Genomic DNA, 26,493 nt, shown 5'->3' with positions numbered 1-26,493 from the left:
TTTATAAATTAAAATCCCAATTTTGAGTTTGATTATAATGCAAAGCTCCATTTTTAACTTCTAACGGACTCGTAAAATTATTTGTAAACAAGCCACCAGTACCTAAGCCTTGTGGTAAATTACTTTTTAAGGTATGTGTAAATTGTGCAATAGCATTTAACCCAATATTACTTTCTAATGCAGAAGTTATCCACCAATCAGTATTTATTGCTTCTGCACATTTAATCCATTTTAAACTCCCCGCAAAACCGCCAATTAAACTCGGTTTTAAAATGATAAACTGAGGTTGAATTGTTTGTAATACTTGTTTTTTGTCTTCGGATGAAAATATACCTATCAGCTCTTCATCCAATGCAATTGGTAAAGGCGTGTTGGCACATAAAGCAGCCATTTCTTGCACTTGCCCTTGTTTGAGGGGTTGTTCTATAGAATGAATTTCTAATTCTGATAAACGCTTTAATTTTTCTAATGCATTTTTAGGATTAAAAGCACCATTAGCATCTACTCTTAATTCTATTTCTTCAGATGAAAATTCTTTTCGAATGGATTTTAGCAATGCTATTTCAGCTTCAAAATCAATAGCACCAATTTTCATTTTGATGCAAGAAAAACCAGTTTCTAATTTTTCTTTGATTTGCTTTTTCATAAACGCTTTTTCTCCCATCCAGATAAGTCCATTTATGGCAATAGCTTCATTTCCTTTTGTAAATTCTGATGGAAACAATGTAAACTGATCTTCGCTTTTAAGCGATAAAAAAGCCTGTTCTAGTCCGAATTGTATAGACGGAAACTCACGTAGCTCATTAAGTAGAAAAGACAAACCTTTGTTAATGTTCCTACAAGCCCAAATTAGTTTTTCTTCATAATTAACTACATCATCTATACTTAAACCTCTAAACAAACCGGTTTCTCCAATGCCTGTTTTACCTTTTTCTTCTAAAATAATAAACCACGTTTCTTTGGTTCTTAAAATTCCTCGTGAAGTACCACTTGGATTTTTAAAATTGAGCGTATATTTTTTGTGAGTAGCGTGTATCAAAAGAATTTATTTTTTATAAAATATTTATATGAATACCGACTTTTTTGTGCTTTACCACAGTCAATAAAATATTTTTAACGGTCTTATCAACGAAAGAAAAAGAATTAATCTTCTTTTTTATCTTCTACAAAAGCTTTAAAATTATCTAAATAAGATTGATCTTGCTCCATGAATGTTCCTTTAAAATATGGAAAAATACAAGCCATTAAAAAAGTATCACTTTGGCAACTTGCATTTAAAGTAACCGTAGTAACTCCATCTTTTTCTGTAAATATATAATCGTCTTTTTTAAGCATACCCTGTGCATTAAAAAACAAGGTTACTTTTTCATTGGGTACGTACGCTAGCACTTTTTCCGTCATTGTTATTTCTTGCCCTTGGTTTAAAAGAACAATTTTATAGATGCTTCCTATTTTTCCAGGATTTTCATTAACAACCTCAAAAGACTGTACTTCTGGAATCCAGTTATTTACATCCTCTGAATTATTAAAAGCTGTAAAAACCTCCTCTACAGACTTATCTATAGACACTTCTGCGGTATACGTTGTTTCTTTTACAATTAAACCTGTTAGTAAAAAAATCACTATAAAGGTAGAGATGATTATTAATATTACTTTTATTGTTTTCATTTTATAAATTTATATTTCCTCCTATTTCTAATATAACTAATTCTTTATTTTTTGATGAGAATTTAATTTTGGCATCATTTACATCTATTTCAATTGGAGGAAAAGTATCAAAATGACAGCCTATTACTTTAGTGCATTCCACTAAATCACTTGCAATAATTGCGTCTTCAACTCCCATTGTAAACGTATCTCCAATAGGAAAAATAGCCGCATCAAGTTTTGTTGTTAAAGGAATTAGTTTCATATCCATGGTAACAGCCGTATCTCCTGCAACATATACGTTTTTATCTTTAGATGAAATAACAAAACCACCTGGCTCACCGCCATACGTGCCATCTGCAAAAGAAGAGGTATGAATTGCATTTACATACTTCGCAGAAAAGTGCTCCGTTTTAAAAGTTCCTCCATGGTTTAATGCTGTTACTTCTAAATCTTTTGATCCATAGTACATGGCTATTTCATAGTTAGAAACAATAACTGCCTTTGTTCTTTCTGCGATTACTTCTACATCTAAAACATGGTCTTGATGCGCATGGGTTAATAAGATAAAATCTGCTTTCAAACTAGAAATATCTATATGAGAAGCCAATGCATTACCCGAAATAAACGGATCTATTAAAATAGTTACTTTATTAATTTCTATAGAAAAACAAGAATGCCCTAAATATTTAATCTTCATATCTTACAATTATAATTGAATTCTAATTTACAATATTTGTCCAATTCCAAAAAGGATTGCAAATAAAAAAGTACTCAATGCTACTTTCTTTAATTCACTATCTAATTCCGAAGGTACCGTGTTGTTTGCAACCGTTTTTACGTTTTTAAGTAATGGCACAAAAGCCATTAAGAAAATGAGTTGATAAACAGTTTTAAAATCTAAAAAAGTATAGACACAAGCAGTAATTAAAGCACCAAAAATCAATCCATAATGGTATTTTTTTGCTTTTAATATTCCTAACTTTACCACTAACGTATTTTTATTATTTTTTTGATCCTCTTCCCTATCTCGTAAATTATTTAGATTTAGAACCGCTGTGCTTAGCAACCCAACAGATATTGCGGGTAGAAAAACAGTAAAATCTATCTGTTTTGTAAATAAGAAATAACTACCTATAACACTTAGTAATCCAAAGAATAGAAAAACAAAAACATCTCCAAAACCACTATATCCATAGGCTGAATTACCAACTGTATATTTTATAGCTGCTGCAATAGAAGCAATTCCTAAACCTAAAAACAGTATTGAATACCCGAAATTTTCTTTTCCGAAAGAAACATAAATTAACAATAATGCAATTATCAACGTAATGATTGTTGTAATTATCATGGCAGATTTCATTTGTTTCGGAGTAATTGCTCCTGATGAAACCATACGTGCTTCTCCTGTTCTATTTTTATCGGATCCTTTAATTCCGTCTCCATAATCGTTTGCAAAATTAGACAATACTTGAAAACCGATAGTGGTTAAAACTGCCAACCAAAAAATAGGCGATTCTAAAATTGAAATCTGATTATTTAATTGATCACTCCCTAAAAAACTTCCAACAATAATTCCTGAAACCGATAAAGGTAAGGTTCTTAATCGTGCTGCTTTTACGTAACTTTTTACATCCATAAATCTGTACTACTTTCCACTTTAAATAAAGTATAATTGTAAATTTTTATCGCCTCGCTTTTTTCTATACAAGGAAGTTTAATTTCTCCAGAAGCGGTTTGAAAGACCAAATCTACAACCTTATTTCTTTCTTGAAAAAAAGTTTGCATCATTTTAATATTTTGCACCTTAAAAAACGGTAAATATGTTAAATGAGTGTCAAAAAATCCAGAACCAACTAGCAAAACATCATCGCTTATTTTATAAAATCTTTTATTGAAAATTAAACTGACAAAAAGGATAAATAAAGGAACCAATAAAACATTCCCTAAGAAAACCAATCTGTCCAAAAAAGTAAGATAAAGAGCCCCGTTTAATATCAACAAAAGTATAAAAGACAAAAAATACATTCTCTTTTTTAAATAAACATGCACCTGCTTTTTTTCTAAATGATCTACTTCAGAAAAATTGAAAAGCAGTTCTTTAACCTTACTAACCTGAGCTGTCTTACAACCAACAATTCGTATTAACTTATCTTTTCTTTTTCCACTTACCTTGCCACTAACAGCTTGTTTAAATGTGATAAAGAAAATGCCTAGAATCTTTTTTATTGGATTTGTAGAAACAGTAATACTTTGAATTTTATCCTTTTTTAAAATAATAGATTTCTTGGTAAGCAATCCTTGATAGATTTCAAAATTCTGGTCTTTTATAAAAACAGTTAAATTAAAATGAAATAAAAACACTCTGATAAAAGAACTTAAAATAGCTATAAAAACCAGTAAAATAAAGAGCACAATAAATACAAATACGCTTTTATGAAACGAACTACCACTCTTCTCTATGTATTCATTTAATAAATAATCTTTTCCAATACCGTTAAATAATTGCTCTAACTGCTGATAAAGTCCTAATAATAATGCTAGAAAAATAAGTAAACTTTGTAGGTGGTTTTCTGTTAAACTAACCTTTAGCAATTCTAATAAACTTATTTTTAAAAAAGGCTTTTCTGCAACACTTTCCTCTTTAAGTATGTTTGAATTATAAGATGAAAGTTCACTTTTAAGTGCTTTTGCTTTTTGAAAAGATAATGCCTTTATAGAAATTTCTGTTTTATTAGACCCAGCAGTTTCTATATTAACTTCATGAACATTAATAATTTGCTGAATAATATTTTGCTTAAAATTTATGTTCTGAATTCGATCAAAAGAAATGGAAGTACTTGTCTTGTTTAAAATTCCTTGCTTTAAGATAAAGTGATTATTTTGAACCTTAAACTGAAAGTTTTCATAAATCAAAAAAGCTCTAATCAGAAAAAATAAGAACAAAAACCCGAGTCCTAAGTAGATATAGAAAAATATACTCTCGTTAAGCTCAGAAAACTTCTGAATAAATAAGAACAGCAAAACCCAAAAAGATTTTAATACTTTATACAGTAACTTAAGATAAATTACAAGTATTCCTTTTTTAGATTGCTTAGAAAATTGGCTAAAATCAAACGTGTTATTCATTGATTTTTTGACTGATAAATTCTTTTATTTCTATAGCTTCTTTTTTGGTAATACCTTTTATTTCTAAATCATCACTACTATCTCCTGCCGTAAAAACACTTAAGGAAGCCAATTTAAAAAACCTAGAAAAAGGACTTTCATCTACTTCTATATGCTGAACTCTAGAAAACGGTACTGTTGTTATTTTTTTGTAGAACAGACCACTTTTATAAGAAATATCTTTTTGTCTAACCGCGTATTTCCTTTTTTTAAATCCGAAGTAAAGTAAAAGTACTGTGAAAATAAAAACAATTATAAAGGCGATATAGATAAGGTAAACATAAGGACTAATTCCTTCAAGAAAATTATAATAACTTGCTAAGTAAATCCCTAATAAGGCAGCAGTAAAAATTAATAATACATTAAATAAAATGACTTTTAAATAATTCTTATGAATCGGTTTAAAGGCTATCTCGGTAATATTTGGTAAATTAGAAACCAATTCGTTTTCAAACATTTAAATTATTTTAATGTTTTTATCTACAAATTATTAGCTTCGGCAATTAACTCAGCAATATCTTTAACAACAACTTCTGCTTCTTTTTCTTTAAATTTAATTCCGTCTGTCATCATGGTATTACAATAAGGGCAACCAGTTGCTATAATATTTGGCTTGGTTTCTAAAGCATCTTCTGTTCTTAAAACATTAATCTCCTTATCCCCTTTTTCTGCATCTTTAAACATTTGCGCTCCTCCTGCTCCACAACATAAAGCGGTGGATTTATTGCGTTTCATTTCTGTTAAATTGACACCTAACCTTTTTATAAGTTCCCTAGGAGACTCATAAACATCATTGGCTCTACCCAAATAACAAGGATCGTGAAACGTTACTCTTTTACCTTTTAAAGTAGTATCATCAATTTTTAAACGACCTTCTGCTATTAAGTCTTGTATGAATTGTGTGTGATGAAAAACCTCATATTTTCCTCCTAAAGAAGGATATTCATTTTTTAAAGTATTAAATGAATGCGGATCGCAAGTAACAATCTTTTTCACTTCGTAACCATTTAGCACTTCAATATTCATCATTGCTTGCATTTGAAACAAGAACTCATTTCCTGCTCTTTTTGCGGCATCTCCAGTAGAGGATTCTTCCGTTCCTAAAACAGCAAAATCTACCTTAGCCTGATGTAATATTTTTACAAATGCTCTCGATATTTTTTTTGCTCTATCATCATAACTTCCTGCTGCGCCAACCCAAAACAACACTTCTGGTTGCTTTCCTTGAGCCATCATATCTGCCATTGTTGGTACCATCATAAATTATAAATTTTAAATTATGAATTAATACAATTCATAATTGATAATTGTTAATTGAAAAATTATTTTACTCTTCGTTAGCCCAGTTTAACCTGTCTTGTTGATTATATTGCCAAGGAGCTCCATTATTTTCGATGTTTGTCATCATCATATTTAACTCTTGTGGCGCTGCACTTTCTTCCATTACTAAATATCTTCTCATATCCATAATTATAGAAAGAGGATCTATGTTTACAGGACATTCTTCTACACAAGCATTACAACTTGTACACGCCCAAAGTTCTTCTGGAGAAATATAATCGTTTAATAATTGTTTACCATCATCAACAAAAACACCTTTATTAGCATCGATATTTCTACCAACTTCTTCTAAACGATCACGAGTATCCATCATGATTTTTCTTGGTGATAATTCTTTTCCGGTAAGGTTTGCAGGACAAGATGATGTACATCTACCACACTCCGTACAGGTGTATGCGTTTAATAATTGTACCCAGTTTAAATCTGCAACGTCAGATGCTCCAAATTTTTCTGGAATTGCTTCTTCCGCTCCTTCAGCTGGAGCTGCATAAGGATCTGCATCTGGATCCATCATTAATTTTACTTCTGTAGTAACAGAATCTAAATTGGTAAACTGCCCTTTTGGGTTTAAATTTGCAAAATAGGTGTTTGGAAACGCTAATAAGATGTGTAAATGTTTTGAGTAATATAAGTAGTTTAAGAAAACTAAAATTCCTAAAATATGAATCCACCATGCAGTTCTTTCTATTGTATGTAAACCTTCTGGAGAAAAACCATCAAATAACGGTGCTATAAACTGACTGATTGTATTCCCTACTCCTGCTTGCTGAAAACTAGCGTCTGTAGCATTCATAACCAAAAACAATGTCATTAACACCATTTCAAAATAAAGGATATAATTTCCATCATTTTTAGGCCAACCTTTCATTTCCTTACTTAAGAAACGTTTAATATTAGATATATTTCTACGTAACCAAAAAACAATAACAGCTACAAAAACTAAGACTGCTAATACTTCGAAAACACCAATTAAAAATCCATATATACCATTACCTAAAAGCCCTTGAAAAACTCTGTGAGTTCCAAATAACCCATCAATAATAATTTCTAAAACTTCTATATTTATAATGATAAAACCAACATACACAATAATGTGAAGCGCTCCTGAAAAAGGTCTTTTTACCATTTTAGATTGCCCAAGAGCAATCATCATCATATTTTTTAAACGCTCAGGCTTTTTATCCGTACGATTAACCTCTTTTCCTAATTTTATATTTCTAAATAATTTGCGAATATTCATCACAAAAAAACTAAGTCCTAAAGCTAATGCTAAAGCAAAGATTATGTTTGGTAAGTATTGCATATTCGTAAAGGGTTTATGTGAAATTAGTTGTTTTCTTCGTTGTCTAATTCGTCGTCTTCAGTAGGTGTATAAGGCTTTGCTTTTTTACCAAATAATGAAAAGTGTACAAATCGCTTAGGGTTCAACTTCATTTCTCTAAGCAATTCTTCTAGTTCTTTAGAAGCGTTTTCTAAATTTGTGTACATCGCTTCATCAGTAATTAATTTACCAATAGTACCTTTACCAGAATTGATACCTTCTAATATTGTATTAACAGAAGTAAGCGTATGTTCTGCTTTTTTCACAATCCTGCCAATATCTGCATTTGCTAACGTATCTGAAACTTTTGCAAAATTTTCTGTAATTGTTTTTGTGTTTTTTACACTTGCTTTTAAATCTGAAGAAGTAGCATCTATCATTCCGTTTACAGAAGACATCATCTTATTTACTTCATTTAAAGTAGCTTCTAAGCTAGAAACCGAATTTTTTAGACTATTCTGTGTGTTTGTATCTAAAATATTGTTTACATTTTTAAACAATGAATCAGCTCTTACCATTACTGTCTCTAACTTTGCCTGTATAGGATCTAAACGCTCACCAATAGAAGTAAATAAACTAGATTCAATTTCACCTTTAAGATAATCTCCAGAAACAGCCATTTCTCCTTCATAATTAGGTATTATTGCTAAGTTAGAACCACCTAAAGGGCTTGGAGAATATATTTTTACAATACTCTTTTTAGAGAAATCAAAATCTTTTTCAATAGCGAAATTAACTACTAATTGCCCTTTTTTATCATTTGACTTATTAAAAGCAATATCTATAACCTTACCTACTTTTAATCCATTAATAGTTACTGAGCTAGACTCCGTTAAACCACCAATATTGGTGTATTCTACTTTGAAGTAACGGGTACTTCCATCAAACAAGTTTTGACCTTTTAAAAAATTATATCCCCATATAAATATGAATATAATAACAATAGCTACAATTCCTGTTTTTAATTCTTTAGACATCCATAAAAGTTTAATAACAAAACTACTAATAATTTTTGGTTGAAACCATCAAATCTATTGTATTTTAAGCGCTTCTTGTACAGAGATCTTTTCTCCATTCTTAAAAGCAACAATAAAAGCAGATGTATATCCTTTAGATTTTGCCACCCTTAAAGATTGTTTTACACTACTATAGTTAGAAGTATTTCCAAAATAATATTTATAAAAACTCCCCACAGGAACTCTTTCTACATCTTTTAAACCTTTAAAATTATATGCTTTTGTTTCTATTTTATTTTTTCCTGAGGCAACTTGCACTTTGTATTCTACATTACCTACTACTTTGCTTTCTGACACATTATTATTTACAGTGTTTAGTTTTAAATTACCTATATAATTTAAAACAGCCGCTGTAATGGCAGTTCCCATTTGTTCTTGACCTTTTTTAGAGTTTAGATATCTACCTTCTGTTTTATTGGTTAAAAAACCTAATTCCACCAAAACACTTGGCATAATTGTTTCTCTTAAAACCTGAAAATTATCTTGCTTTACCTTTCTATCGTGTCTTTTTAGTTTAGAGGTAAAACTATGTTGAATTAAACTCGCAATTGCTAAACTTCTATCTAAGTTTTCTTCCTGTAAAAGCGATAATCCGATTACAGATTCTGCTGAATTAGAATCAAATCCTTTATACTTCTCTTCATAATTATCTTCATAAAAAATGGCAGCATTTTCCCTTTTGGCAATTTCTAGGTTCTTTTTATTACCTCTTAACCCTAAAACAAAAGTACCAGCACCGTATGCATTAGAGGTATGAGAGTCGCAATGAATAGACAGAAATAAGTCTGCTTTTGCATGATTTGCTATTTCTCCTCTTTTCCATAAATCTATAAAAACATCATCATCTCTGGTATAAACAACTTTTATATCACTCGTTTTAGATAATTTTTTACCGACAATTAACGCAACTTTTAACGCTATATTCTTCTCTTTATAACCGTTACCCATGTTACCAGGGTCTTTACCACCATGGCCTGCATCAATAACAACTACATATTCTTTTTGCCCAAAGACTAATGATGGGTTCATTAAAAATGAGAACACAAAGAGAAAAAATAGAAGATTTTTAACTTTGATATTAATTTTGTGATTTTCTTTAATTTGCATCAATAAAATTTAACTAATTTTGGCTTCGTAAATTTGGTGTTTCAAATATTGAGCCATACTTTTAACCTTTATACAAAAATAGCATTTAAAGCCTTGCAAACAAACCTATCATACATTCTTTTATTTTGCGGCATATTTTTTATAGAAATAGGCTTTTCTCAAGAACTAAAATCTGAAGAAAAAACAGCAATTACTAATGTTGAGAAAGATTCTCTATTTAAAAGTAAGAGAGATTCTTTGGCATTAAAAAACACAGATTCTATTTCTTTAGACTCTATAAAACCTAAAGAGACTATAGAAGACATTATTGTGCATGTTGCTACAGACTACACCATACAAAACGCAAAAGACCAAACGGTTACTCTTTATAACGAAGCAAACATCACGTATACAGATATTGATTTAAAAGCAGGTTTAATTGTTGTTGATTATAAGAAAAACACTCTTTTTGCAAAAGGAATTATAGATAGTACAGGCTATGTGCAACGTCCTATATTTAAACAAGGAAGTCAGGAATCTGAACAAGATTCTATTATCTATAATTTTAAAACTGAAAGAGCTTTAATCTACGGATTAAAAACAAAACAAGGAGAAATGTTTACGTATGGAGAAAAAACCAAACGTATAAATGACTCAACTATTTATATAAGAAACATTCGTTTTACGACTTCAGAGAAGAAGAATCCGGATTATTACATAGCAACTGACAAAGCTAAATTAGTGCCTGGAAAAAAGATTATTGTAGGAACTAGTAATTTAGTTTTAGCAGACATACCTACACCTATATTTTTACCTTTTGCCTATTTTCCAATAACAGAAACAAGTGTTTCGGGGTTTTTAATTCCGTCTTTTGATACTGGTAGTAGTGATAGAGGTATTGGTTTTCAGAACGGTGGTTATTACTTTGCTATTAGTGACTATATGGATTTAACGGTTTTAGGTGATGTGTATTCTAACGGAAGTTGGGGTTCAATAATATCGTCTAACTATAGAAAGCGGTACCGTTTTAATGGTTCTTTTAGTTTAAATTTCGAAAACAATATAAGTGGAATTAGAGGTTTTGATGATTATAGTAAATCTAACAACTTTAACATTAGATGGTCTCACAGTCAAGATGCTAAGGCGAGTCCTAATTCTAGTTTTTCTGCCTCTGTAAACTTAGGTAGTAGTAAGTTTTTTAGAGAATCTCAAAATCAATATAATATAGCAGAGACATTAACAAATACATTTAACTCTTCTATAAATTATAGCAAAACATTTGTTGGCACTCCTTTTAACATGAACCTTACCGCTAGTCATCAACAAAATACAAATACAGAAGCTATAACAATGACTTTACCCTCATTAACGGTAAATATGAATAGGATATACCCATTTGCAGGAAAAAATGGTATACAAAAAACTCCTATTCAAAAAATGGGGTTTAATTACACCATGCAAGGTCAGTATTTAATTAACACTACAGATGATGAGTTTTTTACACCAAAAATGTTTGAAACAGCAAGATCTGGAATGCAACATAAAACAGGAACCAGTACTAACATAAAAGCCTTTAAATATTTTACATTATCTCCAAGTGCTAATTATGAAGAAACTTGGCAGTTTGATTATATTCAAAAAGATTATGATGTTACCGATAATGTTGTGGTAACTGATACTCTTAGAGGTTTTAAAAGCTATAGAGAGTACAATGCAGGAGTTAGTTTATCTACAAATATTTATGGTACTTTTAATTTTAAGAAAGGAAGATTAAAGACCATTCGTCATACTTTTAGACCTTCTGTTTCTTATTCTTACAGACCAGATTTTAAAGATAAATACATAAAACAAGTACAACAAAGTGCAGACGCTACAGACTTATTAGACTACACTGTTTATGACCAAGGTATTTATGGTGCTCCGTCTTCTGGATTAAGTAATTCTATCGGTATTTCTTTAAACAACGTTTTAGAAGCAAAAATGGCTCCCAAAGACCCAGATAGCGATGAGGAAGATGAAAAAATAACGATTTTAAATAATTTAAATTTTAGTAGTTCTTATAATATTGCCGCAGATAGTTTACGATGGTCTCCAGTTAGTTTTTCTGCAGGTACACGTTTGTTTAATGATAAGTTATCTGTTAATTTAAGTGGTTCTATGGATCCTTATAAAGTAAATAGCGACGGTGTAAGAATTAACGAGTTTAATGCAAATATATTAAGATTAACAAATGCTAATTTAACGGCAAATTACTCTATATCTAGTACCGATTTTGATAAAGACAAAAAGGACAAATCTAAACAAAGCGGTAACGGAGGAGACAATAATGTAGATGTTATTGGTGCAGATATTAATCCTACTGGTAGAGATAATAGAAACAACGCTGGTAATACAGAAGAAACAGATAAAAAGAAAGAAACCCAGCTATATAAAGCTGACATCCCTTGGTCTATCAATTTAGCCTACTCTACTAATTATACAAATAATGGTATTGACGGCGGTAGTATTGGTGTACACAGTATTATGTTTAGTGGTAATTTAGAACTCTCTCCAAAATGGAAAATGGGCTATTCTTCTGGTTACGATGTTAAAGGAGGTGCTTTTACGTTTTCTAGATTCAATTTCACGAGAGATTTAGATAGCTGGCAATTTAATTTTAATTGGGTTCCTTTTGGTACAAATTCATCTTATACCTTTTTTATTGGTGTAAAATCTTCTGTCTTATCAGATCTTAAATGGGATAAAAGCAAACCTGCGGATAGAACGTTGTTTTAAAAAACATTATTCAGTATTCAGTATTCAGTATTCAGTATTCAGTATTCAGTATTCAAAACTAAAATACTTAGACTCTCTCATACGAACAATCGTTAAAACTTATTAACTTTGTTACTTTAGAATTCTCTAATTTAGAAACATAAAATCTAATGAAAAAAATAATAACAACTACAAAAGCACCAGCTCCAATAGGACCATATAATCAAGCTGTATTAAGCGGAAATACTTTATACACTTCTGGTCAAATTGCGATCAATCCAGAAAATGGAGAATTGGTTTTATCTTCTATAAAAGAAGAAACAACTCAGGTTATGGAAAATCTAAAAGAAGTATTGGCTGCCGCTGATATGACTTTCGAAAACGTCATTAAAACCTCTATTTTTATTTCTGACATGCATAATTTTGGAGAAATAAATGCTATCTACGGAAACTATTTTAACGAAGAAACAGCTCCTGCAAGAGAAACTGTAGAAGTAGCTAACTTACCGAAGTTTGTAAATGTAGAAATAAGTGCAATTGCTATTAAATAGCAATTGCCTTCATTAACAAGTCTGCAGAAGCAGGGTTTGTTGCTAACGGAACATTGTGTACATCACAAATTCTTAACAGCATTATAATATCTGGTTCGTGAGGGTGTTTTGCGTGAGGATCTCTAAAAAATAAGACCATATTGCATTTACCTTCTGCAACTCTTGCTGCAATTTTCGCATCGCCTCCAATAGGACCAGATAAGAATTTTGCAACTACAAAACCCGCTTTTTCTGCTTTAGAACCTGTAGTTCCTGTAGAAACTAACTTTATATTTTTTGTAAGCAAAACTTCTTTATGTTCATTTAAAAACTGAACCATTTCTGCTTTTTTGCCATCATGTGCAATAATTGCTATTTCCATAAAATAGTATTAGATTTATTTAATCTAAAGATAAAAAAAAAGCCTGATAGAAAATTAATTCTATCAGGCTTTTTATTATATGTAAGCTACTTTATATTATAAAGAAGCAGCATATTCGATTAAATCAACAATCTTAGTTGAATAACCCATTTCGTTATCATACCAAGAAACAACTTTTACAAAGTTATCGTTTAATGCGATACCAGCTTTAGCATCAAAGATAGAAGTACGAGTATCTCCAACAAAGTCTTGAGAAACTACCATATCTTCAGTGTATCCTAAAACACCTTTCATTGCATCACTTTCTGAAGCAGCTTTCATTGCAGCACAAATTTCTGCATACGTTGCTGGTTTTTCTAACTTCACAGTTAAATCTACAACAGAAACATCCATAGTAGGAACTCTAAAAGCCATACCAGTTAATTTTCCGTTTAATGCAGGAATTACTTTTCCAACAGCTTTTGCAGCTCCAGTTGAAGAAGGAATTACGTTACCAATTGCAGAACGTCCACCTCTCCAGTCTTTCATAGAAGGGCCATCAACAGTTTTTTGAGTTGCAGTTGCAGCATGTACAGTTGTCATTAAACCTTCTGAGATACCCCAGTTATCGTTTAATACTTTTGCAATAGGAGACAAACAGTTTGTAGTACAAGATGCATTAGAAAAAATCTTTTGATCTGCTTTTAATTCTGTATTGTTAACACCCATAACAAACATTGGTGTATGATCTTTAGAAGGTGCAGATAATACTACTTTTTTAGCTCCTGCTTCTAAGTGCTTCCCTGCAGTTTCTTCTGTTAAGAAAAATCCTGTAGATTCGATTACATATTCAGCTCCAATTTCATCCCATTTTAAATCTGCTGGGTTTCTTTCTGCTGTAATTCTAATTTCGTTTCCGTTTACAACTAACTTACCGTCTTTTACATCAACAGTACCATCAAATGCTCCGTGAACTGAATCGTATTTTAACATGTAAGCTAAATAATCTACGTCTAATAAATCATTAATTCCTACTACTTGTACGTCTTTTCTATTTACTGTAGATCTGAATGCTAATCTTCCAATTCTACCAAATCCGTTAATTCCTATTTTAATCATTTTACTAGTTTTTAATTAATTATTTTTTATGTTGTTATGATATCAGAAATTCTAAGTAACTCGTGGTTTATAGAATGTCCACCAGCAATTGCTACTTTAATATCTGTACTAATTACTAAATTATCTTTTAAACCTACCATTAGATTTGTTTTACCATCTAATAATAACTCTACCGCTTTTACACCTAGTCTACTTGCTAAAACTCTATCGAAACAAGAAGGAGAACCTCCTCTTTGCATATGACCAAGAATACTAACACGAACATCATATTCTGGTAAGTTTTGTTCTACATAACTAGCTAGTTCGTATACATTTTTACCAGATTTATCACCTTCTGCAACTACTACAATACTAGATGATTTACCTGCTCTTCTACTTCTTTCTAAAGATTCTAGCATTCTATCTAATCCTAAATCTTCTTCAGGAATTAAGATTTCTTCTGCTCCTGCTCCTACACCTGCATTTAAAGCGATAAAACCTGCGTCACGCCCCATCACCTCAACAAAGAAAAGTCTGTTGTGTGAAGATGCTGTATCTCTAATTTTATCAATTGCTTCTACGGCTGTATTTAAAGCGGTGTCATACCCTAATGTATGTGAAGTTCCAAAAATATCATTATCAATAGTACCTGGAATACCTACTACAGGGAAACCAAATTCTTCGTTAAACAATACTGCTCCAGTAAAAGATCCATCTCCACCAATTACAACTAGTGCATCTACCTCACGTTCAATTAAGTTTTCGTAAGCTTTCTGTCTACCTTCTTTGGTTCTAAACCCCTTAGATCTAGCAGATTTTAAGATTGTTCCTCCTTTGTTAATAATATTATGAACGCTCCTTGCATTTAAATCTACAAGATCATCTTCAATTAAACCTTCATATCCTCTATATATACCTACACAACCTAAACTATAATAGGCACAAGACCTAACTACTGCTCTAATTGCGGCGTTCATTCCTGGAGCATCTCCTCCAGAAGTCATAACTGCTATTTTTTTAATTTTCTTCATATCCTGATGTAAATTTACTGCTTTATAACCATTTAAAATAATAAAATTACGAAATCGTTTTAGGCTAATTTTCGTTATTATAAGTGAAAAGTAGCTATTTTTTTTTAATTATTTTAATGGTATACATTATTGTTTTGTTATTATTTTTTCAGACGCAAAAATAACCATGAACTCGAAAAAATTAAATGATAAAAATCACTTTTGTTTTAATAAATTGTAAGTTTATTAGTTTCCTTCGAAATTTATTAACTTATTCTTTAATCTTAAGGTAGAATCTCTTTTTATGAAAGTTTCGTTTTCTCTAACAACCTTTTTCTTTCCTTTAATTTTTCTTAACAAGCCAGAAAGTGTATTAAAATTAACCTGATAAGAAAGTCCGACACCTTGCGTATAGCCTTCTTCTTCTGTAGAATATTGTATTTCGTTTTGTCTATTAAAAATAACACCTCTAAAATTACCCTCTTTATTTAATAGAATTTCAACTTTTACCTCACCAACCACACTAGATTGCGTTTGTGTACCAACAGGTACTCCCACTTTACCGTTAATAACAACTTTATCTCCTAATTGTGTACTTACAGAAACATCAACCTGATTATCTGTATATAAACTTCCTATATCTGTACCACTATTTCCTTGCTGATAATCTACTCCTAATTGAAATTTACCATCAGGATTATTTAATAAGCTAGAAAAAGCGGCAGACACTGCACTAGAAGCTGTATTAGAGAAGGTTTCACCTGCATTAAAATCTGCTCTATCTGGGTTTGCAAAACTACCAAAAGCAAGTAATGATATAAATTGGGTTGTTTTCTCGTTTACATTATTATCATTTAAAATAAACTCTAACTCACTCGCAATCGATGGATCTACATTTGTTAATTGAATGTCTAAATCTTGTTTAGAACTAAATAAACCTCCTGTAATTTTGGTTACTAGATCTACCTCAATCTTTCTATTAGAATTAAAATTTTGCAATAAAACTCCCGGGTTGGCTTTTGCCTTATAAATTGCTGTTACATCTAAATTGGCTTCATACGGATTTCCGCTCCAAGAAACCGTACCTCCTTTTTGTATTAAGAATGGTTTACTTACAATGCCTCCATATTTAAAATCGTAAACACCACTATCTATCATATAATCGCCAAACATGTTAAATTTACCGCGCGTATTTATCTCTATCCTTAGATTTCCTTTACCGCTACCAGTTAACTGACTCCCATTCACCTCATCTATAACCACCTGAGCCGTTGCATCGCTTGTTACATCTAAATCCATATTTAAAGACAATCCTTTAATAGCTTCTAAAGCAACCTCTTTTTGTTTTTCTTGAATTCCAGTTTCCTTCGTTTTAAAATGGATTAAATTATAGCTATCTACGGTTTCTATATCTTTTAAAGGAACAACAAATGCAGTACCAGGCATTGTTTTAGCATTAATATCTATTGTTAATTGATCTGTTAACCCTGTAATATTAGCAGTACCATCTATAAAAGCAGAACCATAATAAAGTGATTCATCAGTATTTTTAGTATCTAAAACTAATAAATTATTGCTCTCTATTTCTATATTTAAAAACCACTTTTTAAAATTCAAATGGGTAATATCTCCAATAAGCCTCCCACGACTTTTATGCTTGGTGTCTACCAATTTCACTTCTTCAAAAATAAACGACTGTTCTTGTAAACTGATTATAGATTCTCCTTCAAAATCATAATCTACATTAAGGTATGGAAACTTTAAACCTGCATTTTTAAGGGTTAAAGTACCTTCCATTTCGGGGTTTCCCAAGAAACCTCTTAAAGAAAAATCTCCATTGGCAGTTCCTCTTATAGATGATAAAACGTCTTGCCCGAGCGGACTGAAAGCATCTAAGCCAAATTCTTCTAAGTAAACATCTAAATCTATTAAAGGTCTTTTTTCTGAAAAATCTAAAGAACCAGTTGCGGCAATACTTTTTACCTTTTCATTATTTATAGATAAATCTACTTGATACTTTTTATAAGAATTGTTTCCTTTTACATTTAAGGATAAATCTCCTTGTTTAAAATTATTGACTTGAAAATCTGCAATAGAAAGTAATGCTTCCGGATTGTAAACACCTTTACTTTGAACAAAATCTACGTGACCAGACAAAACTCCTTTTAACGCAAGACTATCAATTTTAGGTAAAAAACTCTCTAACTTTACTTTTGTAAAATCGGCTAAAAGCACTTTCTCAGAATCTCCTTTTACACTACCAGAAAACTCTATTTTTTGCTCGCCAGAAGTAAATTTAAACTGACTAAAGTTAAAATCATTTTCTTTAATATTGAAAGTAACTTTATTTTTATTTAATACGTCTGGGTTAATCTCCCAAGTATTTTCTTTAAAGATTAAGGATGATTTTTCGAGACCAACAACAGATTTTCCTTCCGGATTAAATGTATAGAAAAAATCGAGATTAAAATTTTCATTCTTTTTATTACCTCCTTTAAATTCTGATTTAAAGTACAAGGTATCATTCTGATTTAAACTTAATAAATTTAATTTAGAAACATTATAATACTTTGTATTTACTTCGGATGCTGTTAAATGTGAATTATAAAGCGGATTTTGATTGTCTGTTCTCAACAAAATATCTTTTACTTCACTACCATAAGCTTCTATTTTGGGCGAAGAAAACGTTAACCTTAATTGGTTTTTATCTGCTTTAATTTTACCTTTTATCTTTGTGTTGTTATCAATAGAAATCTCAGGAAAAAACACCGTAACAATTTGATTATAAATCGTGAAATTAAAATCTAGAAACTGATTTGGTGCTACAGTAAAAGGTGTATAGTTTGTATAAACACTACCCAATGCATTTTGTGCAACGGGTAACAATTCAGAAAAAGAAAATTTACCCGTAAGGTATCCTTCTGCAATATCTTTAGAGACTACTTCTATTGTTTTAATACTATCTTTTAAAGAAGATAATACATTAAATTCTTTAAAATTAAATTCTTCTTTTTGGTTTGTGTATAAAATATTTGTAAAAGTTGCTTTTCCAGTAATATCATCAAAAGTATTTCCTTCTACATCTAATACTATATCTCCCTTTAAAACAGCAATACTATCTCTTGTAAAAAGGTTTGTTTCTTTTAAATTAAGGTATTCTATATTCGATTTAAAATCGAACTTATTAATATCTGTAGACAAATCTGCCAATCCGTTAAACTTCATTTTAAAGTTAACGTCATCTATATTTAAATCTCCATCAAATTTATTATTTTGATATTGGCCATTTGCTTCAATATTTTTATAAGTATATTTTTTAAAATTAAGCTCTGCTACAGTACCTATAAAAGAAGTATTAATATTATCCAATTTAAAACCACTACCTTTTACATCTCCTTTTAGGGAAACATCACCAAATAAGGGATCATTAAACAGCTCACCAATATCAAACGTATTTAAGGCAATTTTTCCGCTGTAGGCAGCATAATCAATATCGTCTATATTAGAAATTTGCAAGTCGGATACAACATTCCCTATTTCAGATTGTAAGTCTAAATTAGCTTTAATTTCTTTAGAGGTAACATGTACTTGCCCTTTTAAAGTAAATCTTCCAAATTTAGCAAATTCCGATGGCAGTGTCTTTCCCAAAACATTAGGTAAAATACTTTTTAAGTCATAATAAGTAGCTGTTACATCTCTTAAATTACCATTAAAAACAAAACCTTTTTCAGAATCTACCGCATTTACAAAACCTAAATCACCAATTACTTTAATGCCTCTATTAGAGCTTAATTTAAGATTATTTAATGAGAAGTTATTCAACCTTCCTTTAAAGTCTCCCGTAAAAGTAACGATATCATTTCCATACAACTCTTTATAATACTTCTTTAAATCTGGTATAGAAATAGTGCTTTTATTAAAATCGGCTATAATATCTACCTTATTATTAAAGTCTATTAAATCTTCTCTTTTGTAGTTAAAAGCTATGGTACCTTTAATATTTGATTCTCTAGTTTGTAATGATGTATTTACAAAATGCATTTCCGTTCTAGAATACGAAAAATCTGTTGTTAAGTTTGTAACCTCTAAACCTCTATTATCCACAAAGAAAAGACCTCTTATGTTCGATGAAAAATCAGGTCCATAAACCAATAAATCTTGTAAATTTCCACCTCCATTACTTGCAGAAAATAAAATAGGATTATTACTATTTTCGTTGATCAATTTATAATTTAAATCGCTCACATAAACGTTATCAGACTTTAAGATAAAGGGTTTGGAGAGAGAGTCTTTTGGAGTGCCGTCATTAAAATTATCTATAAAAACAGCCATAGAGTCATCTTTTTCTCCTTTATAGGTTTTCATATAAACATAAGCACCGTCTAAAGAAATACTACCAAGATTCACTTTATTATCTAAAAAATTCTTGGCATTTAGAATGGAACTCGATAATTTTTTAACATAGATTAAAGTATCTTGATGATGGTCTTTAATATCCACTCCTTTTAACTGAATATTCCCTAAAAGGGATAGGTCTATTTTTTCTATAGAAATATTCGTATTAAAACCTTCATTAAGTCTTTGGGTGGCATAACTACCTAACTTTGTTTGTACAGCAGGTAAAGAAATCAAAATAAAAATGAACAGTAAAAAGAGTACAAAGTACCCAAGCCATTTCAGTATTATTTTTCCAACTTTTTTGATAATTTTTTCTATTTAAAATGAGTGTAACAAAGATGATATATAGTAATCAAAAACGTTGCCAATTACTACAAAGAACGTGCAAATTTAACAAAGAATTAAATTTCTATTCTTAAAAAAGGAAGACAACATAAAATAATCCTTAATTTTGCTTTAAATTATCATTTTTAATGAAAAAACAGGTTTATATATTAGGGATAGAATCTTCTTGTGATGACACAAGTGCCTCAGTAATTTGTAACGCAAAAGTGCTGAGTAATGTTGTTGCTAACCAAGAAATACATTCTAAATATGGTGGTGTTGTTCCAGAATTAGCGTCTAGAGCGCATCAACAAAACATTGTTCCCGTAGTGCAACAAGCTATAGAGCAAGCAAATATAACTAAAGAAAATTTATCTGCAATTGCATTTACAAGAGGTCCTGGTTTAATGGGATCTTTGCTTGTAGGTACTTCTTTTGCAAAATCTTTAGCCTTAGGTTTACAAGTCCCTTTAATAGATGTAAATCATATGCAAGCTCATATTCTATCTCATTTTATTGAGGATGAAAATAGCAAAATGCCTCCTTTTCCTTTTATCTGTTTAACCATTAGTGGCGGACACACACAAATTGTAAAAGTGACCAATCATTTTGAAATGGAAGTTTTAGGTGAAACCATTGATGATGCTGTTGGTGAAGCTTTTGATAAATCTGCAAAAATTTTAGGCCTTCCTTATCCTGGAGGTCCTTTAATAGACAAACATGCAAAACTAGGAAATCCGAAAGCTTTTCAGTTTACAAAACCTAAAGTAGGCGATTTAGATTTTAGTTTTAGTGGATTAAAAACGGGGATTTTATATTTTATTCAGAAACAAGTAAGAATAAACCCAAATTTTATCGAAGAAAATTTAGATGACATTTGTGCTTCTATACAATATACAATTGTAGAGATTTTAATGGATAAATTAAAAAATGCGGTAAAACAAACAGGCATTAAACATATTGCTATTGCTGGTGGAGTTTCTGCAAATTCAGAAATTAGACATCGTTTACAGTTAGCCGAAAAACATTTTGGGTGGACCACCTATGTTCCTAAATTTGAATATACAACCGATAATGCTGCAATGATTGCCATTACTGGTTATTTAAAATACTTAAACAACGATTATTCTGATGTTTCTGTAACTGCAAAAGCGCGATTAAAAGTTACTGAGAATTCTTAGGAACTTTTTAAATAAAACAAACATAATTAACAAACTGAATTTCTACTCCTTGAAAACATTAAAAAACAGATTTCTATTCAATATTTATTATTTTCTATTATGGATAGGATATTTTGCGTTTGCACGATTATTTTTCCTTCTTTTTTATGTTGATAAGACGAAAGAGTTAGACTTTTTAACGACACTAAAAACATTTATTTACGGTGTACGATTAGACAGTTCTTTTGCCGCATATTTATGTTTTACTCCGTTTTTAATCATCATTTTTTCTGTTTTTATCAATTCAAAAATAATTGGAACCATTATAAAGTGGTATTCGAGTATTATGATTGTTATTTTAAGTTTATTACTAATTATAGATGCCAGTTTATATCAATCTTGGGGAACGCGTTTAGATACTGCTTTACTAAAGTATTTAAATACTCCAGAAATTATGATTGCTTCTGTTTCTACTTTTCAAAAGATAACCGGAACTCTATTTTGGATTGCAACTTCTTTTGTCTTTATAAAATGGTTCAACAACATTATTTCAAAGAAAATAGCAAAGGTAGAAAAAGGTTTTTGGCTACAAGCGGTGCTGTTTTTCTTAATAACAGCGGCATTAATTATACCAGTAAGAGGCGGTTTACAAACCATACCTGTTAACCAAAGTAATGTTTACTTTTCTAGTAATATGTTTGCAAACCATGCATCCATAAATTACGCTTGGAATTTTTTTAACGCACTTACACATAAACCGGACGGAAAAAACCCTTATAATTTTTTTGATAGTGAAATAGCTAAAAACACCATCAAAAAAAGAAGATCTCAACTTTTAACAGCTGATACTGACAGTATTTTAAACACCACAAAACCCAACGTAATCTTTATTATCTGGGAAAGTTTAACTGCAAAAGTTGTAGGCTCTTTAGGAGGCGAACCTAATGTAACAGAAAACCTAAACAAGCTCTCTAAAGAAGGTATTTTGTTTACCAACTACTATGCGAACGGAGATAGAACAGATAAAGGGATTCCTGCTATTTTAAGTGGCTACTATCCGCAACCATCGCAGAGCATTATGAAAATGCCAAATAAAAGTAGAAACCTACCAATGTTACCTAAAAAAATGATGGATTTAGGCTACAATACTTCATTTTATTATGGTGGCGATTTAAACTTTGGTAACATGAATACCTATTTACGAAATTCAGGAATTACCGATTTTGTAGATGGTAATGATTTTGATGAAAAAGATTGGAACTCTAAATGGGGAGCGCACGACCACGTGTTTATGAAGCGTTTAGCAGACGATTTGACTAAAAAACAAAACGAACCTTTCTTTAAAATAGCGTTAACACTTACAAGTCACGAGCCTTACGAGTTCCCTGACACCTACAAATTTGGAAAAGATACGGAAGAAAATAAGTTCAGAAGCGCGCATGCTTACACAGATAAAACCATTGGTACATTTATTGATTTTGCAAAACAACAACCTTGGTACAAAAACACCTTAATCGTTATTATTGCAGATCACGGGCACCGTTCTCCAGCACACAAAGGCACCTTTAATGCGCCTATAAAATTTCAAATACCTATGTTATGGTTAGGTGGCGCTCTAAACAAAAAAGGAATTGAAATAGACAATATTGCTAGTCAGGTAGATTTGTCTTACACGCTTCTAGACTTACTAAAAGGAGATAATTCTGAATTTAAATTTAGCAAAAACATCTTTAATACCTCCGATAAACAATACGCACATTATATCTTTAACAAAGGTTTTGGAACACTTTCTAAAAACGGGCTCTATTTATTTGATCATGTTAGCAAGAAAGCAATTTTAGAAGAAGGTAAGGAAGCAGCAAAATTAGACTCTTTAGGAAAATCGATTTCTCAAGAAGCTTTTCAAGATTTTCTAGAACGTGATTAGGTTTATAAAAAGTAATACTAAAAATTATAAGATTTCTTTTATTTAATCGATTATTGAGGAAGAAAAATACTTTTAATTTTCTCAATAAATTCAACAATAGTATAAGGTTTGGAGATAACTCCAGAAAAACCTAATGTTAAATACCTTTCAATATCTTCGGTAGAAGCATTGGCTGTTAATGCTAAAAAAGGAGTTGTAGCATTAACGTTTGTAATAGTCGCTTTCTTTTTCATCAATTCTTCACCAGTCATATTTGGCATGTTGATGTCTAATAAAACAACATCAAAAACTTCATTTTCAATTTTAGAAAGCGCCTCTAAACCATCATTTACAATGGTTACATTCACTTTTTCCTTTTTCAAAATATGCGCAACTATTGTTTGATTCATCAGGTCATCATCAGCCACTAAAATATTTTTTCCTTTTAAATCGATATTTTTATTCTTAACCTCTTCTGATATTACTACCTGTTTCTTTAATTTTGATTTTTTTTCAAAAGGAATTTCAATAAAAAAGGAAGCTCCTTTATTCAATTCACTTTTCACAGAGATATTACCATTCATGGCTTCTACCAAACGTTTTACAATAGCCAATCCTAAACCAGCTCCACCATAAACACGATGGTCATTTAATTCGTTTTGTTGGTATTCTTCAAATATTTTTAAACGTTGAGACTCGCTCATCCCTCTACCAGAATCTGTAACTTCAAAGATTACGGTAATCTTATTTTTTGTTTCAGCAGCTATCTTTAAACTTATAACAACTTTCCCTTTATTGGTAAACTTAATAGCGTTGCTAATTAAATTTGATAGTACCTGTTGAATTCTTACAGCATCACCTAAAACAATTTCCGGCAGTTTATCTGATGCTAAAAAAACTAGTTCTACATTTTTATTAGTATGAATATGCTGAAAATCGTTTTTACAATTCTGAATGGTTTCTAAAATAGAAATTTCTTCATTTACCAAAACCAATTTACCAGCTTCTATGCGAGATAAATCTAAAATATCATCTACTATAACCTTTAAATTTTTTCCTGCGGAGGATAAGTTTTTAATGTATTCGGCAACTTTCTTATTCAATTTTTCTGATGAAATCATTTCAGAATATCCAAGAATTGAGTTTAATGGATTTCTAATTTCATGACTCATCATTGCTAAAAAACGAGACTTCTCTTCGTTCGCTTTATCCGCAATTTTTCGTAGTTTTTCTAATTCAATATTTTTCTCTGCAAGTTCTCTTTTGATAAAGAAAATATCATTTCTATTTTGATTTAGCTCACTTACATATTTATATACATTGCTTCTATTATGTATTAAAATAGTAATTTGAGTATCCTCTTTAAAAAGTTCTAAATCTATATTATATTCTGTGTTTTCAGAAACAATAACCATTCCCTCTAATAAAAAGGGATCATTTAACGGTAAAGCTTCTAAAGTTCCTTCTAAGAAAGGACAAAAATCGTAAATAGAATCTTGAATTATAAATGCAGTTTTAGCAAAGCTCCCTGCAACAATGTTTGTAATAACTCCAGAATAATCGGTAGTTAATTGTATAAAAACATCATCTATTTTTGCAGGTATCAATAGTATTATTTTAAAGCTAATGTGGTTAATTTCATAAAAGCATCTTCAACATTTTCATCTTCTTTGGCACTGGTAATTAAATCTATATGTACAGAAACTTTCTGTACTACATTTTCTAATTCTTCTGCAGAAAGTAAATCTTTTTTGTTACCAACCACCGTTATGTTTTGCAAACCAGACAATTCTTTAACCATATTTAAATTCTCGTCTATAGTTAAATAGGTTTCCTCTCTGCTTACATCAAACACAAACATTGCCGCATTAGCCCCTAAAAAATAAGCTTTGGGTATTTTATCATTGCCACTTGTACCAGCAACATCCCAAATCATCAATTTAATAGTTTCATTTTTATATTCCATTATTTTTTTACTCACTCTAACGCCAATTGTACTGATGTAATCTTCAGAAAACTCATTTAAAACAAACCGTCTAATTAAGGATGTTTTACCAACACCAAAATTACCAACGAGTAGTACTTTTTTTGCAATCATAAATTCTGAATAATTTTTACTCTTTAATCAATTCGTTTAAAATTAAATTATTCAAACGCTCTTCATCCGATAAATAAGAGCGATCTCTTAAAATAATTTCTGATAAGTTGTTTATATTGTCAGTCAATTCTTCTGCAATCTCTTCTGTGATAACACCAGAAGTTGCAATGGCAATATAAATAGTTTTAAAGTTTTTTATAGAAAGCTGAAAAGTTTCGAACTTTATATTTTCTAAATCCTGACCTTCTTTAGAAAAGGCATCTTCAGCAAAAGATTTAATAGCTGTTAACATACCTGAGATCATATCTTTATCTGCAATATTCCCTCTAGAATAATTTCCAGAAAGTAAACCAGATTCTTTTTCTATGATAAAAACCTCTTCTATAACAAATTCAAAAACCCCTTCTAAAATAATACCAGCATCATTTCTTTTTCCTTTAAAAAATCTTTTAATAATTTGTTGAATAGAGAATTTCTCTTTTACAGTTTCATTGATACTGTCTGATAATTTAGTGATTTCTGCAACAATAAATTTCTTAACCATTTTACCCATAATTGGGTATAAGGCTTCTACAACTTCATCTTGAGAGTCTCTTATTTGAACTTTTATCGTCTCTGTAATGGTGTCTCCAAAATCTCTTGAAAAATTATTACGTAAGTCAGTAATTTTTTCATCTACAAGAGGTGCCACTCTTTTAGAAAGTTTTTCTCTAAGGATAATTTCTTCACTAAGAGAATCAAATTTCTCTCTATCATCAGCTAATAAAAGGTCTCTGAGCAACTCAAAACGATTGTCTTTATTGTTATCTGCAGGCATTTTTTTCATTTATTCTTGCAACATCAATGCAATTTTCTCTAAAGCTTTACCTAATTTTTTTCTGTCTGCTTTTTCATCATCTAAATCAGCTAATCTTTTATCTAAATCATCATTCAAGTCTTGAAACTTGTGCTCCATTAAACTTTCTAGATCTGCTAATTTATTTTCTAGGTTTGTAACAGACTCAGATAGATTTTTATTAGTTTGATCCTTTAATGTTTTTATCTGGTCGTACACATCAGCAAATTCTGTACTATATTGCTGCATGTTTTCTCCAAAAATCAAGTCTCTTACCGCTGCAATTCTATCATCAATTTTATGATTTTCAACTGCAGGTTGTTTATTTTCTGAATTTTTTTCCATTTATACTAAAAGTTGGTTACTGTAAGTAATTGTTATTGTTCTTAATGAGTGGTAAAAATTAGGCACTCCTAACAAATATACATCAAAAAAGAGTT

At 30.5% G+C, this 26,493-nt stretch carries 22 protein-coding genes; 4 read left to right on the top strand and 18 right to left on the bottom strand.

Going from position 1 to position 26,493, the window contains the following annotated elements:
- Position 1 precedes the first annotated feature (1 nt).
- The 10 genes from GQS57_RS00915 to GQS57_RS00870 form a co-directional block, all read right to left on the bottom strand.
- Positions 2–1,039, bottom strand: a complete 1,038-nt coding sequence (locus GQS57_RS00915; protein WP_165730321.1) for an o-succinylbenzoate synthase — start codon at positions 1,037–1,039, stop codon at positions 2–4.
- A gap of 104 nt (positions 1,040–1,143) precedes the next feature.
- The gene (locus GQS57_RS00910; RefSeq protein ID WP_165730319.1) at positions 1,144–1,668 is read right to left on the bottom strand and encodes an SRPBCC family protein; all 525 of its coding nucleotides are present in this window, start codon (positions 1,666–1,668) and stop codon (positions 1,144–1,146) included.
- A gap of 1 nt (position 1,669) precedes the next feature.
- Complete coding sequence (locus tag GQS57_RS00905) at positions 1,670–2,347, bottom strand: metal-dependent hydrolase (RefSeq protein ID WP_165730317.1); 678 nt, start codon at positions 2,345–2,347, stop codon at positions 1,670–1,672.
- 27 nt (positions 2,348–2,374) lie between these two features.
- A complete protein-coding gene (gene menA, locus GQS57_RS00900) occupies positions 2,375–3,286 on the bottom strand; it encodes a 1,4-dihydroxy-2-naphthoate octaprenyltransferase (protein ID WP_165730314.1) in 912 nt (303 codons plus the stop codon).
- Complete coding sequence (locus GQS57_RS00895; RefSeq protein WP_165730312.1) at positions 3,277–4,776, bottom strand: PH domain-containing protein; 1,500 nt, start codon at positions 4,774–4,776, stop codon at positions 3,277–3,279. The genes menA and GQS57_RS00895 overlap by 10 nt, the downstream gene beginning before the upstream one ends.
- Positions 4,769–5,272, bottom strand: coding sequence for a PH domain-containing protein (locus GQS57_RS00890; protein WP_205860165.1), 504 nt, complete (start codon positions 5,270–5,272; stop codon positions 4,769–4,771). Before GQS57_RS00890 ends, GQS57_RS00895 begins: the two co-directional genes overlap by 8 nt.
- A 23-nt stretch (positions 5,273–5,295) precedes the next feature.
- A complete protein-coding gene (locus GQS57_RS00885; protein ID WP_165730310.1) occupies positions 5,296–6,075 on the bottom strand; it encodes a (Fe-S)-binding protein in 780 nt (259 codons plus the stop codon).
- Positions 6,076–6,142: 67 nt separating this feature from the next.
- Positions 6,143–7,459, bottom strand: coding sequence for a (Fe-S)-binding protein (locus GQS57_RS00880; RefSeq protein WP_165730308.1), 1,317 nt, complete (start codon positions 7,457–7,459; stop codon positions 6,143–6,145).
- Positions 7,460–7,482: 23 nt separating this feature from the next.
- Complete coding sequence (locus GQS57_RS00875; RefSeq protein ID WP_165730306.1) at positions 7,483–8,454, bottom strand: MlaD family protein; 972 nt, start codon at positions 8,452–8,454, stop codon at positions 7,483–7,485.
- 54 nt (positions 8,455–8,508) lie between these two features.
- Complete coding sequence (locus GQS57_RS00870) at positions 8,509–9,522, bottom strand: N-acetylmuramoyl-L-alanine amidase (RefSeq protein ID WP_240915408.1); 1,014 nt, start codon at positions 9,520–9,522, stop codon at positions 8,509–8,511.
- 171 nt (positions 9,523–9,693) lie between these two features.
- Here GQS57_RS00870 and GQS57_RS00865 point away from each other — a divergent pair, with 171 nt between their 5' ends.
- Both GQS57_RS00865 and GQS57_RS00860 read left to right on the top strand, forming a co-directional pair.
- On the top strand, positions 9,694–12,354 hold the full coding sequence (locus tag GQS57_RS00865; RefSeq protein ID WP_205860164.1) for a putative LPS assembly protein LptD: 2,661 nt from the start codon (positions 9,694–9,696) through the stop codon (positions 12,352–12,354).
- Positions 12,355–12,503: 149 nt separating this feature from the next.
- Positions 12,504–12,884: a RidA family protein gene (locus GQS57_RS00860; RefSeq protein ID WP_165730302.1), complete on the top strand. Its 381-nt coding sequence runs from the start codon at positions 12,504–12,506 to the stop codon at positions 12,882–12,884.
- Here GQS57_RS00860 and GQS57_RS00855 read toward each other — a convergent pair.
- The 4 genes from GQS57_RS00855 to GQS57_RS00840 all read right to left on the bottom strand — a co-directional run bounded on the left by GQS57_RS00855 (position 12,877) and on the right by GQS57_RS00840 (position 19,964).
- Positions 12,877–13,245: a methylglyoxal synthase gene (locus GQS57_RS00855; RefSeq protein ID WP_165730300.1), complete on the bottom strand. Its 369-nt coding sequence runs from the start codon at positions 13,243–13,245 to the stop codon at positions 12,877–12,879. The genes GQS57_RS00860 and GQS57_RS00855 overlap by 8 nt on opposite strands.
- Positions 13,246–13,341: 96 nt before the next feature.
- Positions 13,342–14,343 (bottom strand): type I glyceraldehyde-3-phosphate dehydrogenase, encoded by a 1,002-nt coding sequence (gap, locus tag GQS57_RS00850; RefSeq protein WP_165730298.1) that lies wholly within the window; start codon positions 14,341–14,343, stop codon positions 13,342–13,344.
- A 26-nt stretch (positions 14,344–14,369) separates the two neighbouring features.
- The gene (gene pfkA / locus GQS57_RS00845; protein WP_165730296.1) at positions 14,370–15,353 is read right to left on the bottom strand and encodes a 6-phosphofructokinase; all 984 of its coding nucleotides are present in this window, start codon (positions 15,351–15,353) and stop codon (positions 14,370–14,372) included.
- A 225-nt stretch (positions 15,354–15,578) separates the two neighbouring features.
- Positions 15,579–19,964: a translocation/assembly module TamB domain-containing protein gene (locus GQS57_RS00840; RefSeq protein WP_240915407.1), complete on the bottom strand. Its 4,386-nt coding sequence runs from the start codon at positions 19,962–19,964 to the stop codon at positions 15,579–15,581.
- A gap of 239 nt (positions 19,965–20,203) precedes the next feature.
- Between GQS57_RS00840 and tsaD the strand changes: the two genes are divergently transcribed.
- Together tsaD and GQS57_RS00830 are read left to right on the top strand one after the other, a co-directional pair.
- On the top strand, positions 20,204–21,235 hold the full coding sequence (tsaD, locus tag GQS57_RS00835) for a tRNA (adenosine(37)-N6)-threonylcarbamoyltransferase complex transferase subunit TsaD (RefSeq protein WP_165730294.1): 1,032 nt from the start codon (positions 20,204–20,206) through the stop codon (positions 21,233–21,235).
- A gap of 49 nt (positions 21,236–21,284) precedes the next feature.
- Entirely contained in the window at positions 21,285–23,141 is a 1,857-nt protein-coding gene (locus GQS57_RS00830) for an LTA synthase family protein (RefSeq protein ID WP_240915406.1), read from the top strand.
- A 50-nt stretch (positions 23,142–23,191) separates the two neighbouring features.
- Here the strand turns inward: GQS57_RS00830 and GQS57_RS00825 are convergent, their stop codons facing one another.
- Genes GQS57_RS00825 through GQS57_RS00810 form a run of 4 tightly spaced genes read right to left on the bottom strand, consistent with a single transcriptional unit; the run spans position 23,192 to position 26,398 of the window.
- Positions 23,192–24,727 carry an ATP-binding protein gene (locus tag GQS57_RS00825; protein ID WP_165730292.1) on the bottom strand — a complete coding sequence of 512 codons (1,536 nt, stop codon included), beginning with the start codon at positions 24,725–24,727 and terminating at the stop codon, positions 23,192–23,194.
- 5 nt (positions 24,728–24,732) lie between these two features.
- Positions 24,733–25,218 carry a Rab family GTPase gene (locus GQS57_RS00820; RefSeq protein WP_165730290.1) on the bottom strand — a complete coding sequence of 162 codons (486 nt, stop codon included), beginning with the start codon at positions 25,216–25,218 and terminating at the stop codon, positions 24,733–24,735.
- Positions 25,219–25,234: 16 nt separating this feature from the next.
- The gene (locus GQS57_RS00815; protein WP_165730288.1) at positions 25,235–26,035 is read right to left on the bottom strand and encodes a cell envelope biogenesis protein OmpA; all 801 of its coding nucleotides are present in this window, start codon (positions 26,033–26,035) and stop codon (positions 25,235–25,237) included.
- A gap of 9 nt (positions 26,036–26,044) precedes the next feature.
- Complete coding sequence (locus tag GQS57_RS00810) at positions 26,045–26,398, bottom strand: hypothetical protein (RefSeq protein WP_165730286.1); 354 nt, start codon at positions 26,396–26,398, stop codon at positions 26,045–26,047.
- Positions 26,399–26,493 lie beyond the last annotated feature (95 nt).

Origin of the sequence: Polaribacter sp. 20A6 (assembly GCF_011378915.1) — a bacterium.
In the GTDB taxonomy this organism is placed as follows: Bacteria; Bacteroidota; Bacteroidia; order Flavobacteriales; family Flavobacteriaceae; genus Polaribacter; species Polaribacter sejongensis.
The sequence above is the reverse complement of the archived record's forward strand: the minus strand, read 5'-3'. Positions and strand labels throughout refer to the sequence as shown.

Excerpts from the sequence above, each read along its gene's own strand:
- GQS57_RS00905 (WP_165730317.1), bottom strand. The coding sequence starts at position 2,347 with ATGAAGATTAAATATTTAGGGCATTCTTGTTTTTCTATAGAAATTAAT.
- GQS57_RS00895 (WP_165730312.1), bottom strand. The coding sequence starts at position 4,776 with ATGAATAACACGTTTGATTTTAGCCAATTTTCTAAGCAATCTAAAAAA.
- pfkA (WP_165730296.1), bottom strand. The coding sequence starts at position 15,353 with ATGAAGAAAATTAAAAAAATAGCAGTTATGACTTCTGGAGGAGATGCT.
- GQS57_RS00880 (WP_165730308.1), bottom strand. The coding sequence starts at position 7,459 with ATGCAATACTTACCAAACATAATCTTTGCTTTAGCATTAGCTTTAGGA.
- GQS57_RS00860 (WP_165730302.1), top strand. The coding sequence starts at position 12,504 with ATGAAAAAAATAATAACAACTACAAAAGCACCAGCTCCAATAGGACCA.
- gap (WP_165730298.1), bottom strand. The coding sequence starts at position 14,343 with ATGATTAAAATAGGAATTAACGGATTTGGTAGAATTGGAAGATTAGCA.
- tsaD (WP_165730294.1), top strand. The coding sequence starts at position 20,204 with ATGAAAAAACAGGTTTATATATTAGGGATAGAATCTTCTTGTGATGAC.
- GQS57_RS00870 (WP_240915408.1), bottom strand. The coding sequence starts at position 9,522 with ATGAACCCATCATTAGTCTTTGGGCAAAAAGAATATGTAGTTGTTATT.
- GQS57_RS00875 (WP_165730306.1), bottom strand. The coding sequence starts at position 8,454 with ATGTCTAAAGAATTAAAAACAGGAATTGTAGCTATTGTTATTATATTC.
- GQS57_RS00810 (WP_165730286.1), bottom strand. The coding sequence starts at position 26,398 with ATGGAAAAAAATTCAGAAAATAAACAACCTGCAGTTGAAAATCATAAA.
- menA (WP_165730314.1), bottom strand. The coding sequence starts at position 3,286 with ATGGATGTAAAAAGTTACGTAAAAGCAGCACGATTAAGAACCTTACCT.
- GQS57_RS00815 (WP_165730288.1), bottom strand. The coding sequence starts at position 26,035 with ATGCCTGCAGATAACAATAAAGACAATCGTTTTGAGTTGCTCAGAGAC.
- GQS57_RS00910 (WP_165730319.1), bottom strand. The coding sequence starts at position 1,668 with ATGAAAACAATAAAAGTAATATTAATAATCATCTCTACCTTTATAGTG.
- GQS57_RS00885 (WP_165730310.1), bottom strand. The coding sequence starts at position 6,075 with ATGATGGTACCAACAATGGCAGATATGATGGCTCAAGGAAAGCAACCA.
- GQS57_RS00820 (WP_165730290.1), bottom strand. The coding sequence starts at position 25,218 with ATGATTGCAAAAAAAGTACTACTCGTTGGTAATTTTGGTGTTGGTAAA.
- GQS57_RS00890 (WP_205860165.1), bottom strand. The coding sequence starts at position 5,272 with ATGTTTGAAAACGAATTGGTTTCTAATTTACCAAATATTACCGAGATA.
- GQS57_RS00855 (WP_165730300.1), bottom strand. The coding sequence starts at position 13,245 with ATGGAAATAGCAATTATTGCACATGATGGCAAAAAAGCAGAAATGGTT.